This is a genomic window from Bradyrhizobium sp. WSM1417 (assembly GCF_000515415.1).
Taxonomy (GTDB): domain Bacteria; phylum Pseudomonadota; class Alphaproteobacteria; order Rhizobiales; family Xanthobacteraceae; genus Bradyrhizobium.
The window spans coordinates 5,562,097-5,575,265 of record NZ_KI911783.1 but is presented as its reverse complement, the minus strand read 5'-3'; the positions used below and the strand labels follow the sequence as shown (position 1 = coordinate 5,575,265).

Genomic DNA, 13,169 nt, shown 5'->3' with positions numbered 1-13,169 from the left:
GATCAGGCCTCGCCGAGATCGACCTCCGTCAAGATGCCTTGGCGCAGTGCCAGCCGGACAAGCTCGATGTCGGAGCCGACACCGAGCTTGTCCTTGATCAGGGAATGCAGGTTCGCCACCGTCTTCGGGCTGACATGGAGTGTCTCCGCGATCTCCTCTGTCGTGTTCTCGGCGAGCAGCAGCCGCAGCACCTCGAACTCGCGCGGCGTGAGGACGTCGGCGGCAGAACTTTCGCCGGCCAGCCGGCTCAGCGCGAGTTCATGGTCGATGTCGGGGCTGATCGCAATCTTGCCGGCGAGCACGTCCATCACGGCGCGCACCAGCGTCTCTGGTGGACTGGTCTTCGTGACGTAGCCCCTGGCACCGGCGCGGATCGCCTGCACGGCAAAGCCGGCGTTTTCGTGCATGGTGAAGACGAGGATTCTCGCGCCCTTGTCCCACTGCCGGATGCGCCTGACCGCCTCGATGCCGCCGATGCCGGGCATGCTCAGATCCATGATGACGAGGTCGGGCGCCTCCGATTTGTAGAGACGGTAGGCCTCCGCGCCGTCGGCGGCTTCGGCGATGACGCGTAGTCCCGGCTGCTTCTGGAGCACGGAGCGATAGCCCTCGCGGACGACGGAATGGTCGTCAACCAGCAGAATGGTGGCGTCGGCCGCGCTCATGCGGCGTGCTCCAGCGGCGGCCGATCGGCGGCTGCGAGCGGAATGACCACGCGCAGTGCGGAGCCGCCGTTCGGAGCGGCCTCGAAGCTCAATTGGCCGCGCAAGGCTGCGACGCGCTCGCGCATGCCGAGCAGGCCCATTCCGGATTTCGCGACGGGATCGCTCGCGCGTCCGTCATCGTCGATCGCAAGCGCGATATCACTCGCCCCCATCGTCAATTCCAGGCTGACTCGCGTGGCGACGGCATGCTTGGCAGCATTGGTGAGCGCCTCCTGCACGATCCGGTAGAGGCTGGCGCTGATCGTGGCCGGCAGGGTCTCGAATGCGCCGTCGAACCGAATCGAGAAACGCGTCTCGCCGCGGCTGCGCCCGTTCCATCCCGCGACCAGGCCTTCGAGGCTGGCGACGAGCCCGAGCTCCTCGACATCGGGCGGCCGCAGCCGGAATAGCGTGCCGCGCAACGTCTCCATCATGCCGGTTGCGGTCCGTGCGATGCCGTCGCATTCGCCAAGCAGGGAAGGGCAGTCCTGCGCGGCGGTCTGGCGGGCGGAGGAGGCGAGCGCGCGGATGGCGGCGAGCGATTGGCCGAACTCGTCATGCAGCTCGCGCGCGAGATGGCGGCGCTCTTCGTCCTGAAGCGCGATCAGCTTCCGCGTCAGCTCGCTGCGTTCGGCAAGCGCGGTCTCGAGGCTTTCGGCGAGATGGTTGAAGCCGTCGCGGATCGCGGAGAGCTCGGCAAGGTCGAACGGCGGCAGCCGCGTGGTGAGGTCGTTGGCGGCAATCCGCTCGAGGCCGGTGCGGATCATGCGGGTGGGGCGCAGCGCGCGTGCCAGCGCGGCGTAGACCAGCGCGCAGAGCAGCGGCAGCGCGATCGCCAGCGCCAGCATCAGGCGGCCGGCCTCGTGCCAGGCCTCCGCGGTCTGCACGGCGGGCTCGACCGAGACCACGGCCTCGCCGAGCTTCGCTCCGCGCACGATCACAGGCCGTGCCGCTTCGCGGCCGGGATCGAACAAGCTGCGATAGAAGGCCGTGAAGGCTTGCGGCGGCGGGTTCGCCGGGGCGGGCGCGCCGCTGCAGAAACGCTGGAGGATGTCGCCGCTCGTGCCGCGGAACGCCAGGCACAGGCCGGGCGTCATCACATAGGCCGAAACGGGGTCGAGGTTGGGAAAGTCCGAGCGCGGGCTGGCGACCCACTGGATCTTGCCCTGCTGCAGCTCCAGCGTCTTGGCGACGATGGCGGCGATATCGTCGAGGCGCGCATGGGCCGCGCGGTCGGCCGTAATCAGGAAATAGGCGGAGATCGCGGCGAAGCAGGCGGCCGATATCGCGGCCACGCGCAACGTCAGACGAACTTTGAGATCGAACCTCGGGCGGTTCCACATCGGCAGGCACCTGGTGCGAACGGGTTTGTCGCGTCCGCATTAAACGGCAGAACGTCTCCGGCGCAAAGCCGCCAGCCGTGAGTGCGGTGCACCGTCGTGAAATTTTCCCGGCCATCGCCGGGATCGGCGCCGCTGCATGGCCCGATTCCGCCGTCCAGATTGCAGGCCGCTCCGTCACACGAGGCCCGCTCATGCATCTGCGCTGGTTGATCCTCTCGGCTTGTCTCCTTGTCGTCCTTCCGGCGGCTTATGCGCTCGGTGCCGAGACTGCCGTTGGCGTCGCCATCGACGATTTCAGTTATACCGATACGTCGGCGGAGCCCGCCAACCAGACCGCCGCCCACGAGCGACGGCTGGCGGCCTTCATGGCCGCGCTCCGGCAAGACATTGGCGCAGACCGGCGCTACCGGCTGGTGCCGTCGGCCCAGGACGGCGCGGCGTTCAAGGTGATCGGCGGCATCCAGAAGACGAGCACGCTGGTGCAATGGGCCAAGGTCGCCGTGATCGACGTCAGTGCCAAAAAGATCGTGATGGACAAGCTCTACACCTTCCGCGGCGACAATGATGAATCGTGGGAGCGCGCCGAGATCTTCGTGTCCCGCGAGATCATGGCCGCACTCGCCACGCCCGCGCCGATCGCACTGGCGGTGTTCGAATTCGAGCTCGACGACAACACCGCGGCGCCGGCCGCCGGCCTCGCGGCCGCGGATGCATCCTATCTGGCCGAAGTGACGGGAAGTGTCCGCGACGCCCTCGGTCAATCCGGCCGCTACCGCCTAGTCGATGTCGGCAGCGCGAACGAGAAGGCGGTGAAGGCGCGCGCTTTACGCGACTGCGGCGGCTGTGAGGCTGCGATTGCGCAAGGGCTCGGTGCGGATCAGTCTCTGATCGGCGTAGTGCGGCGGGTCAGCCGCACCGAGTACACGCTCGGCTTTCAGGTGCGCGATGCCAGGACCGCCGCGGTGCTGGCACGCGGCGACAGCGGCCTGCGCCTGGGCGCGGACTATTCGTGGAAACGGGGCGCCGTGCGGCTGGTCAGCGACCGGCTGATAGAGAACCAGCCGCAGCAATAGCCTTAAGCGCGGCCTCAGAACGTCAATTGCACCTTCATCGACTGCGAGCGGTCGCTGGCGAGCTCGAACGCTGCGACCGCGTTCTCGAACGGCATGGTCGCTGTGATCAGCGGCTTGACGTCGATCAGGCCTTCGCCCATCAGCCGCACCGCCAGCTCGAATTCGGGATCGAATCGGAAAGTGCCGCGCAGCTGCAGTTCCTTGGCGACGATGGAGTTGATCGGCAGCGTCATCTCGCCGCCGAGGCCGAGCTGCACCAGCGTGGCGCCGGGCCTGAGCACATCGAGTGCGGTGCGGAGTGCGGCCTGATTGCCCGAGGCTTCGAACAGCGTGTCGAACACACCTTTACCGGTGCGCCAGGGATCGAGCGCCGTGGCGTCGGCCGCGACATTGATGGCGTGAGTGGCGCCAAGCTTCCTGGCGACGGCAAGCGGCGCGTCCGCGACATCGGTGACCACGATCTCGGCCGCGCCGCCGAAGCGCGAGACCAGGATCATCAGCGCGCCGATCGGGCCGCAGCCGGTGATCAGCACGCGCTTGCCGAGCAGGGGCCCGGCCTGCTTGCCGGCATGCAGGCACACCGCGAGCGGCTCGGCGACCGCGGCTTCCGCCAGCGACAGCTTGTCGGCGATTGGAACGGCCTGCGCCGCATCGACGGTGATGAATTCGCGAAAGCCGCCCTGCACATGGGGAAAGCGCATCGCGCTGCCGAGGAAGCGCATGTCGAGGCATTGGTTGCGCATACCCTCCTGGCAATGCAGGCACCGGCCGCACGGCTTGCTCGGATTGACCGCGACGCGGGTGCCCGGCTTCACGTTCGTGACGCCGTCACCGACGGCTGCGACCACACCGGCGATCTCGTGGCCTAGCGCCATCGGCTGCTGGATGCGCACGACGCCGAAGCCGCCGTGATGATAGTAGTGCAGATCGGAGCCGCAGATGCCGCCGTTCGCGATCTTGACGCGGACTTCACCCGGACCGGGCGCTGCATCCGGATAGCTATCGATCCGCAGATCTTTCGGTGCGTGAATGACGACGGCGCGCATGGTTGGCTCCCTCAGCGTTTCGCGGCTCACATCGCAGCGATCATGCCGCCATCGACATAGATGATCTGGCCGTTGACATAGGTCGAAGCATCCGACGCCAGGAAGATCGCAGCGCCCACCAGCTCGTCCGGTCGGCCCCAGCGCTTGGAGGGAACGCGGCCCATCAGCCAGGTGTTGAAGTCGGTGTTGTTGACCAACGCCTCGTTCATGTCGGTCAGCATATAGCCGGGGCCGATCGCGTTGGCCTGGATGCCGTGCTGGGCCCATTCCACCGCCATCGAGCGGGTCAGGTTCTTGATGCCGCCCTTGGCGGCGGTGTAGGGCGCGATCGTGGGACGCGCGAGCTCGCTGCCGAGCGAGCCGATATTGATGATCTTGCCGTGCTTGCGCGCGATCATGCGCTTGGCCGCCTCGCGGCCGATCACGAAGGCACTGGTGAGGTTGGTTTCGATCACCTTGCGCCACTCGTCGGTGGTGAACTCCACCAGCGGCTTGCGGTGCTGGATGCCGGCATTGTTGACGAGGATGTCGACCGCGATGCCCCTCTTGTCGAAGTCGTTGAAGGCGGCGACGATCGCAGGCTCGTCGGTGACGTTGAAAGCGGCGCCTTCCGCCTGATGCCCGGCGGCGCGAAAATCGGCGAGCGCCTGCTCGACGCGGCTGGGATCGACGCCGTTGACGATGATCCTGGCGCCGGCCTTGGCCATGCCCTCGGCGATGGCGCGGCCGAGGCCGCGGGAGGAGCCGGTCACGAGCGCGGTGCGGCCGGAAAGGTCGAACAGGGCAGTACTCATCTCGAAAGATCCTTAAGAGTTGGAACGGCGCACGGTCAGATCGGAGCGGTCGAATACGGCGGGCAGAAGGTCGACGCCGAGGCCGGGACCTTCCATCGGATAGACAAAACCGTCCTTGATCGTTGGCATGGTGGTCACGAGCTCATTGTACCAGCCCTTGTAGAAGGCGCGCACCGATTCCTGGATCAATGTGTTGGGCTGGCTGAACGACATGTGGATGGCGGCGATGAAGCCGATCGGGCCGATGCAGTCGTGGGGCGCGAAGGGCCGGTGGTAGGTCTCGGCCATCGCCGCGATCTTGCGGCCTTCGGTGAGGCCGCCGGTCCAGCACAGATCCGCCATCACCACGTGCATGGCGTCACGGTCGAGCATGTCCTTGTAAGGGAAGCGCGAGCCCAGCGTCTCGCTGGCGCAGACCCAGACGTCGGTGCAGCGGGCGTATTCGGCCAGCGCCTGCGGCGAGTTCATCCGGATCGGGTCTTCGTACCAGGTCGGCTTGTAGGGCTCGAGCGCGCGCGCGATCTGTTTTGCGGTCGGCAGGTTCCAGAGCGAATGAAGCTCGACCATGATCTCCATCTTGTCGCCGACCGCTTTTCGGATCTTCTCGAACGGCTCGATCGCCTGCTTCATCTGCGCGGCGGAGATGTAGAGACCCTTGTTCTCTTGCGCCGCCGGATCGAACGGCCAGATCTTCATGGCGGAGATGCCGCTCTCCAGCAGGTTTTCGGCGAGCGCATCGGCGTTGTTCATGAAGCCATCGAGGTCTTCGTAGGGCCCCTTGGAGCCACCGAGATTCCAATTCGCGACCGGACTGATATTGGTCGAGCGGACATATTGGGTGCCGGCGCAGGTGTTGTAGATTCGCTGCTTGTCGCGGCAAAGGCCGCCGAGCATCTGGTGTACCGGCTGATTGCAGACCTTGCCGAACAGGTCCCATAGCGCGATGTCGATGGCCGAAGCCGCGCGATATTCGACACCGGTGGATGACTGCGCCATCGGCAGGTTCAGCATGTCGCGATGGATCGCTTCGATGTGCAGCGGATTGCGGCCGAGCAGGCGGCCGGCAAAGGTGTCGTGGATCTGCGCCTCGACTGCGCCGGCGCCGTAGAAGGTTTCGCCGAGGCCGATCATCCCCATGTCGGTGTGAACGCGCACCCAGATGACGTTGGAGAATTCTTCGGTGCGCAGCGTCTCGATCGACGTGATCTTCACGGCAATACTCCTCCCGTCGCAGGCGCGCGCAGCGCCGTCTTGTTGTGATTCCGCACCGCAGCATGGTACGGGCGCATGCCAAGTCTTACGCTCGCTTGTAATATATCACAACATGTTTTAGGGATATCACCAACAAGGCGCCGCCCTGCAACGACGGCGCGGGCTGAGGGGAGAGACGACATGGCAACGCGCAAGCGCGCGCTCGAGGTGGTGAGGAACGACGACGGCGAGGGCAAGCCCTCCCGGCGCAACCGTCTCAACTTCTTCGAGCTGGCCTATCAGAGGATCGAAGAGCTCCTGGTTCATTGCGAGCTGAAGCCCGGCCAGTTCATGACGATGCTGGAATTGCAGCACATCACCGGCTTCGGCCGTACGCCGGTTCATCACGCCGTCAATCGTCTCTCCGCCGATACGTTGATCATCATCCGTCCGCGCCACGGTCTACGCATTGCGCCGATCGATCTGGCACGCGAGCGCATGCTGCTGGCCTTGCGCCGCGACATGGAGCGCTTCGTGATCCGGCTTGCGGCCGATCGCGCCAGCCTCTCGCACCGCAATCAGGCGCTGCATATCGAGCGACTTTTGCGCGAGCGCCGCGCCAGTCTGACCCTCGACGAGTTCAACCATATCGACCGCCGCATCGACGCGCTGGTGCTGGAGGCGGCAGGCGAGCCGTTCCTGGTGCACACGCTGCGGCCGTTGCACACCCTGTACCGGCGCATCGGCTACATCCACCACCGGTTCATGCCGGGACAGGCGGAGCTGTCAGGAACAATCGATCATCATCTGGCTATTCTTAATGCGGTCGCCAGCCGCCGCGTCGAGGACGCGGTGAAGGCGAGCGATGCACTGATCGACTACATGGGCGAGATGTTCACCGGCATGGAGGTCGGGATCGACCCGCGCCTGCTCGATTGCAGCATCGAGCCGCTGCTTGGCACGTAGAGCATGATCCGGAAAAGTGTGCAGCGGTTTTCCGAAGAGATCATGCTCAAATAATTGGGCTAAAGCGCGATGACGATCCTGATCTCATCGCGCTTGAGAGTTTTGAAGAGAGGACCAAAGATGTCGACGATGGCGATGCCACAACCGACCGCGAGCGAAGCCGCGGTCCGCTACCTCATCACGAACTACAGTCCCAAGGGCAACAAGGTCGGCTGGCTGATGATGGCCTCGATCCTGGTCGAGGCCTGGGACCTCTATTCGATCGCCTTCGTGCTGATCTTCATCAAGGAGCAGTTCAATCCCGATCCGCTGATGCTGGGCCTGGCCGCGGCCGGTACGCAAGGCGGCGCCATGATCGGTGCGCTGCTCGGCGGCTGGCTCTCGGACAAGATCGGCCGCCGCGTCATGTTCCTGGTGACGATGGTGCTGTTCATCGTGCTGGCGCTGGCGCAGGCCTTCGTGCCCAGCGTCGGCTGGCTCGTCGTGATCCGCTTCCTGCTCGGCATTCCGCTCGGTTCGGACATCTCGACCGGTTACACCTACATCATGGAATCCATGGCCAAAGGTGAGCGCGAAGTCATGGGCAACCGCTGGCAGTTCATGTTCGCGGTCGGCGAGGTCCTGACGATCGGCGTCATCGTTATCTTCCTGCTGCTCGACATTCACCACGAGACACTGTGGCGGGTGACGCTCGGCCTCGGCGCGCTGCCGGCGCTGATCATCTTGGTGATGCGCCACGACGTGCCTGAGACGGCGGTGTGGCTGGTGCAGAAGGGACGCTACCGCGAGGCCAAGCAGGTCGCGCGCGAGATGTTCAACGACGATCTCGCCATGCTGCCGGACCATGACGTGGAGGTGCCCAAGGTCTCCACCCGCGCATTCCTCGCCGACCTCAAGAAGGATCCGATCCGCTGGCGCGCCACGATCTACGGCTGGATCGCCTGCTTCGCGCAAGCGAGCGAGTTCTCGACCTTCGCGTTCTACCTGCCGGTGCTCTTTGTGATGGTCGGGGTGTCGAGCGTGCTCGGCATCAACCTGGTGACGATGGCGCTGTTCTCCTTCGCCGCCGTGTCGGGCTGGGTCGGTCCGCTGCTGACGCCGAAGATTGGCCATCGCGGTATCTCGATCGCGGGCTTCTCGATCGTGCTGGTCTCGCTGCTGGTCGCGGCCTTCGCGCTCTACACCGACAACAAGATCCTGCTGCCGTTCGCGGCTGCCGCGATGCTGTGGGGCCATTATTGGGATGCGTCGAACTGCATGACGATCCCGACCATGGTCGCCAAGCCGAAATATCGCGGCACCGCCAGCGGCTTCGCCTACATGTTCGTGAAGCTGCCGTCGTTCCTGGCGATCTTCCTGTTCCCGACGGTGTTCGCTGCGATCGGGCAGGCGAACGCGACGCTGATGGTCGCGATCTTCCCGCTGATCGGATTGCTCGCAGCGATCTTCATCCTGCCGGAAGTCTACGGCTACGAGAACGACTGACGATGCGTGACCCGGTCGCGGCCCGCGATGGCCGCGATCGGGTTTTGCCCTGCTACGGGCTCAGGAAGACGGGATCGATTGCGGTCCCATGGCTCAGCAGGCCGATGGCCTGAAGCTGGGCGGAGTGCAGGTCGATCTGCATAATGGCGAACAGAGTCAGCAGCGCCACGACCGAGAAAACGAGCAGGGGATGGGACGTCTCGCCCCGGCCGTCAGCGGGCGCGATGTAGCTCTGAATTTCGCGACGCAGGGAAAAGCTCTGCGGTAGCGCCTTTGATTGAATCTGCATGATGAACCTTCCTTGTCGCGGCATGTCTCGATCACGCGACAAGTGAACTCTAGTCGCGGTCAGACCGTCGGCATTGATGCACCGCAAACAACTGAACTTAATCGGCCGTGGCTACCAGATCGCGGCCGCAAGCGCCGCGATCAGGGCCGGCGGCGTCACCAGCAGTCCGAGCTTCAGGAACGGCCAGGCGCCGACTTCGATCTTCTCCCGCCGCAGCGCCACCAGCCACAGGATGGTCGCGAGCGACCCGGTCACCGACAGATTGGGCCCGAGATCGACGCCGATCAGGATGGCGCTCACGACCGGCGCGGGCAAATGATCGCTGGCGGCGACCGAGCCTGCAACGAGGCCGACGGGAAGATTGTTGGCAATGTTGTCGGCGATCCCTGTGGCGATGCCGACGCTCCAGGCCGCCTTCGTCACGGATTGCCCGACAGCTTCATGCAGCAGCGCGCTGAGCTGCCCGATCACGCCGGTCTTGATCAGCGCTTCCACCATCACGAACAGCCCGCCGACCAGCGGCAGCACGCTCCAGGAGACGCCGCGCAGCACGGGCAGCGGCGATTGCCGGTTGAGCAGCAGCACGATGGCGGCCGTCACCACGCCGCAGATGAAGGTCGGCAGGCCCAATTGCTTGTCTTGGGCGGAGGCCGTGACCAGCACGAGGCCGATCGCCACGATGCCGATGGCCGTCAGCTTGCCGCCGCGGCCGAGCTTTGGATGCGGCACGCTGCGCGCGATCGTTTCTTCCTTCAGGGCGCAGTGCTGGGTCAGGCGCAGCACGACATAGGTCAGCACGATCGAGGCCGCCGAGGGCAGGGCGAACAGGCGCAGCCATTCGGTGAGCGCAGGCATGTGGGTCCCGAACACGACCAGATTGGCCGGGTTGGAGATCGGCAGCACGAAGCTCGCGGCGTTGGCGATGAAGGCGCAGACGAAGAGATAAGGCAGCGGCTTGGCGCCGGCGGCGCGCGTCGCGGCATAGACGGCGGGCGTCAGCACGATTGCGGTGGCGTCGTTCGAAAGCAGGACGGTGACGAGCGTGCCGACGATGTAGATCAGCAGGAACAGCCGTTGCGGCGAGCCGCCGGCATATTCCACGGCGAGCGCGGCGAGGTAGTCGAACAGGCCCTCGAGCCGCGCCAATTCGGCGATCAGCATCATGCCGATCAGGAAGAGATAGACATCGACACCCTTTCCGATGCCCGTCAACGCATCACGCCACGGCAGCACGCCGATCAGCACCAGCGCGCTGGCGCCGATGACAGCCCAGATCGCCTCCGGCAGGCGAAAGGGCCGGATGATGACGCCAGCGGTCGCGGCGACGATGATGCTCCAGGCCAGGATGGCGTCAGACGGCACGTTCGATCCCTAGGATGTGTTCGGCAGCGATAGCGGAAGCCGCCGCCGCTGTCTTCCCCCCGGGGACGCGGACCACCGTCTGCGATTTGCCGCGTCTCGGCCCGAGCTTCAGCCCAAAAGCCTGTTGGGGCTGAAGCGGCGCGATAGCCCGTTATTGCGAGGAGCGCAGCGAGGAAGCAATCCAGACTGTTCCCGCGGAAAGATTCTGGATTGCTTCGCTGCGCTCGCAATGACGGAGTTTGTGGCGGCTTCGTGCAATCATAGCACTCACCGCGTGACCGACGGCTTTGCCGTGATCGCCTTGCGCAAGATGCGCGACAGCAATTCCACCGAATACGGCTTCTGGATCAGCTCGAAACCGCGATCGGCGTTCCCGGCAAGAACGTTGCTGTAACCAGAGGTGAGCACGACGGGCAGGCCCGGATAGCGTTCGCGGATGATGCCGGCGAGTTCGACGCCGTTCATGCCGGGCATGATGACGTCGGAGAAGACGAGGTCGACGGCAAACTCGTTCTCGCCGAGGATGGCGAGCGCCGCATTGGCGTTGGCGGCGCGGCGGACGACGTAGCCGAGGTCTTCCAGCAGCTCCGTGGAGAAGCGGCCGACCTCGTCGTCGTCTTCCACCACGAGCACGCGATAGCCGCGCCCGGTGGCCGCGGCCTCATAGGTCAGCGCCGCGGCTTCTTGAGCTGTCGCGGGGCTTTGCGCCCGCGGCAGATAGATGGTGAAGGTCGCGCCTTCACCATGCGTGCTCGTCACGGCAATGTCGCCCTCCGACTGCTTTGCGAAGCCGAAGGCCTGGCTCAGGCCGAGGCCGGTGCCCTTGCCGACCTCCTTGGTGGTGAAGAACGGCTCGAAGATGGCCTCGATATTTTCGGGCGCGATGCCGCTGCCGGTGTCGGCGACCGAGATCGCGACATAGTCGCCGCCGCGCGCCGATTGCGCGCGCAGGTTAGGGATGCCCTGAACTTTCCGGACCGCGATGGTGAGGCGGCCTTCGCCGTCCATGGCGTCGCGGGCGTTGATGGCGAGGTTGATCAGCGCGGTCTCGAATTGCGCGATATCGGCGACAGTGAAGCAGTCGCCATCGTGAACCTCCACCGCGATTTCGATGCGGGCACCGACCAGCGGCCGGACCAGTTGCGCGACGCCTTCAACCTGGCTGCCGACGTTGAAGATCTGCGGTTTCAGCGGCTGCCGGCGCGCAAACGCCAGCAGCTGGGCGGTCAGCTTGGAGGCACGCTCGACAGTGTCGGAGATGGCATCCACATAGCGGCGGCGGCGCTCCTCCGGCAGCTCGCGGCGGCGCAGGAAATCGGTGGCCGAGCGGATGATGGTGAGCAGATTGTTGAAGTCGTGCGCGACGCCGCCGGTGAGCTGGCCGATCGCCTCCATCTTCTGCGATTGCCGCAACGCTTCCTCGCCGCGGCGGCGCTCGGTGATGTCGACAGCCTCGGGCACCGCGCCGGTGATGTTGCCGTGGCGGTCGAGCACCGGGCGCATGCCGAATTCGAAATCGCGCTCGCCGATGGGAAGGCGCAGGCGCATCTCCAGCCGCACGGCTTCGCCCTTGAGCACGGTGTCGAAGGCCTCGCGCACCCGCGCGCTCATGCCCTCCGTCGTGCTGAACCAGGGCGTCTGCCACAATGGCTTTCCGATCACGTCCGCAGGGCTCGCCTTGATGGCGTCGAGCACGGTCGTGTTGGCGTAAAGCAGCTCGCCCCTGAGATTGACGAGGCCCTGATACTGGTTGCTGGTCTCCAGGATCGCGCGCAACCGCGCCTCGTTGGATTCGAGCTCGGCGGTGCGCTCGGCGATGCGTTCTTCCAGCGTCTCGTTGAGTTGCCGCAGCTCGATTTCGGCCTGCTTGGCCACGGTGATGTCATGGGCAACGCCGATGAAGCCGATATGCCTGCCGGTCGGGTCCCAGCGCGGCTGCGATTCCGAACGTAGCCAGCGCCATTCGCCGGCGGCGTTCTTGTAGCGGGCTTCCAGGACGAACGGTTTGAGCGATGCTTCACCCTGGACCGACTGCTGCAGCACATGTGGCAGGTCGTCCGGATGCAGTACCTTGCGCCAGTCGAAGGCAATGGCCTGGTCATAGGGCAGGCCGACGAAATCGACATAGGCCTGGTTGGCAAAGGACCGTGTGCGGTCGAGTTTCGTGACCCAGATCGGCACCGGCGCGCTGTTGGCGATCAGCCGGAAGCGCTCCTCGCTCTCGCGCAGGGTCTCGCGCACCAGCATCTGGTCGGTGACGTCGATATGGGCTCCGACGAGGCGGAGGGCGCGGCCGCCACCGTCGCGCTCGATCTTGGCAACGACTCGGATCCAACGGGTCTCGCCGTCACTGGGACGGATGATGCGGTATTCGGCGGTGTAGTCCTCGCTCGTGCCGGACAGCGCATCGATGAAGTGCTTCACCGTAGCGTCGCGGTCGTCGGGATGAATGCGATTGATCCAGTCTTCGTGCGACTCGTCGGCAGCTTCGGGCGGCAGGCCGTGGAGCATCAGATATTCCGGCGAACGGCGGTTCTTAAAGCCTTCGCGGAAGTCGACTTCGAGACCGCCGACCTTGCCGATGCGCTGGATGCGCGCAAGCTCGGCTTCGCGCTCCTGGAGCGCCCGATAGGCGTTGTCGCGCTCGCGCGCGACGTCTTCCAGGTGCTGGCGCAGCCTTTCGGCGGCGATGGTGTCGGGCGAAGGATCGTTCAAGGCGGTGGCCGGGTGATGCGAGAGCGCACGTGGCGGACGGATATTCACACAGACGAAGCGTGATGGCCATTGCCCAAAGGGTATATTGAAAGAAAGACGTCGCCGAATGCAGTGTGGTGGGCATGAAAGAACGTCGGGTCTGGCTATTTGTTCCGAACCTTGGAACGATGAGCCCTCCGCGCGCGTATCCGCGAGGCGCCA

General features: G+C 65.2%; 11 protein-coding genes. 3 read left to right on the top strand and 8 right to left on the bottom strand.

Features of this window, described 5'->3' with window-relative positions; all coding sequences use genetic code 11:
• Nucleotides 1–2: 2 nt before the first annotated feature.
• Nucleotides 3–665, bottom strand: a complete 663-nt coding sequence (locus BRA1417_RS0127235) for a response regulator transcription factor (protein ID WP_027518509.1) — start codon at nt 663–665, stop codon at nt 3–5.
• On the bottom strand, nt 662–2,047 hold the full coding sequence (locus tag BRA1417_RS0127230; RefSeq protein WP_027518508.1) for a HAMP domain-containing sensor histidine kinase: 1,386 nt from the start codon (nt 2,045–2,047) through the stop codon (nt 662–664). Before BRA1417_RS0127230 ends, BRA1417_RS0127235 begins: the two co-directional genes overlap by 4 nt.
• Before the next feature lie 191 nt (nt 2,048–2,238).
• Between BRA1417_RS0127230 and BRA1417_RS0127225 the strand changes: the two genes are divergently transcribed.
• The gene (locus BRA1417_RS0127225; protein ID WP_027518507.1) at nt 2,239–3,120 is read left to right on the top strand and encodes a DUF3280 domain-containing protein; all 882 of its coding nucleotides are present in this window, start codon (nt 2,239–2,241) and stop codon (nt 3,118–3,120) included.
• Between the two features lie 14 nt (nt 3,121–3,134).
• On the opposite strand, the gene BRA1417_RS0127220 is transcribed toward BRA1417_RS0127225, so the two are convergent.
• Genes BRA1417_RS0127220 through BRA1417_RS0127210 form a run of 3 tightly spaced genes read right to left on the bottom strand, consistent with a single transcriptional unit; the run spans nt 3,135 to nt 6,172 of the window.
• Nucleotides 3,135–4,166: an L-idonate 5-dehydrogenase gene (locus BRA1417_RS0127220; protein ID WP_027518506.1), complete on the bottom strand. Its 1,032-nt coding sequence runs from the start codon at nt 4,164–4,166 to the stop codon at nt 3,135–3,137.
• A 26-nt stretch (nt 4,167–4,192) separates the two neighbouring features.
• Nucleotides 4,193–4,960: an SDR family oxidoreductase gene (locus BRA1417_RS0127215; protein ID WP_027518505.1), complete on the bottom strand. Its 768-nt coding sequence runs from the start codon at nt 4,958–4,960 to the stop codon at nt 4,193–4,195.
• Between the two features lie 12 nt (nt 4,961–4,972).
• Nucleotides 4,973–6,172 (bottom strand): mandelate racemase/muconate lactonizing enzyme family protein, encoded by a 1,200-nt coding sequence (locus BRA1417_RS0127210; protein ID WP_027518504.1) that lies wholly within the window; start codon nt 6,170–6,172, stop codon nt 4,973–4,975.
• 180 nt (nt 6,173–6,352) lie between these two features.
• Here BRA1417_RS0127210 and BRA1417_RS0127205 point away from each other — a divergent pair, with 180 nt between their 5' ends.
• Nucleotides 6,353–7,117, top strand: coding sequence for a GntR family transcriptional regulator (locus BRA1417_RS0127205; protein WP_027518503.1), 765 nt, complete (start codon nt 6,353–6,355; stop codon nt 7,115–7,117).
• Nucleotides 7,118–7,237: 120 nt separating this feature from the next.
• Nucleotides 7,238–8,602, top strand: coding sequence for an MFS transporter (locus BRA1417_RS0127200; protein WP_027518502.1), 1,365 nt, complete (start codon nt 7,238–7,240; stop codon nt 8,600–8,602).
• Nucleotides 8,603–8,654: 52 nt separating this feature from the next.
• Here the strand turns inward: BRA1417_RS0127200 and BRA1417_RS0127195 are convergent, their stop codons facing one another.
• From BRA1417_RS0127195 to BRA1417_RS0127185, 3 genes are all read right to left on the bottom strand, one after another.
• Nucleotides 8,655–8,891, bottom strand: a complete 237-nt coding sequence (locus BRA1417_RS0127195; protein WP_027518501.1) for a hypothetical protein — start codon at nt 8,889–8,891, stop codon at nt 8,655–8,657.
• A 111-nt stretch (nt 8,892–9,002) separates the two neighbouring features.
• Nucleotides 9,003–10,253, bottom strand: coding sequence for an arsenic transporter (locus BRA1417_RS0127190; RefSeq protein WP_027518500.1), 1,251 nt, complete (start codon nt 10,251–10,253; stop codon nt 9,003–9,005).
• A 267-nt stretch (nt 10,254–10,520) separates the two neighbouring features.
• Nucleotides 10,521–12,968: a PAS domain S-box protein gene (locus tag BRA1417_RS0127185; RefSeq protein WP_027518499.1), complete on the bottom strand. Its 2,448-nt coding sequence runs from the start codon at nt 12,966–12,968 to the stop codon at nt 10,521–10,523.
• Nucleotides 12,969–13,169 lie beyond the last annotated feature (201 nt).

Bases quoted from the DNA above. Each gene is read 5' to 3' on its own strand.
- BRA1417_RS0127215 (WP_027518505.1), bottom strand. From the start codon at position 4,960: ATGAGTACTGCCCTGTTCGACCTTTCCGGCCGCACCGCGCTCGTGACC.
- BRA1417_RS0127205 (WP_027518503.1), top strand. From the start codon at position 6,353: ATGGCAACGCGCAAGCGCGCGCTCGAGGTGGTGAGGAACGACGACGGC.
- BRA1417_RS0127230 (WP_027518508.1), bottom strand. From the start codon at position 2,047: ATGTGGAACCGCCCGAGGTTCGATCTCAAAGTTCGTCTGACGTTGCGC.
- BRA1417_RS0127195 (WP_027518501.1), bottom strand. From the start codon at position 8,891: ATGCAGATTCAATCAAAGGCGCTACCGCAGAGCTTTTCCCTGCGTCGC.
- BRA1417_RS0127235 (WP_027518509.1), bottom strand. From the start codon at position 665: ATGAGCGCGGCCGACGCCACCATTCTGCTGGTTGACGACCATTCCGTC.
- BRA1417_RS0127200 (WP_027518502.1), top strand. From the start codon at position 7,238: ATGTCGACGATGGCGATGCCACAACCGACCGCGAGCGAAGCCGCGGTC.
- BRA1417_RS0127225 (WP_027518507.1), top strand. From the start codon at position 2,239: ATGCATCTGCGCTGGTTGATCCTCTCGGCTTGTCTCCTTGTCGTCCTT.
- BRA1417_RS0127220 (WP_027518506.1), bottom strand. From the start codon at position 4,166: ATGCGCGCCGTCGTCATTCACGCACCGAAAGATCTGCGGATCGATAGC.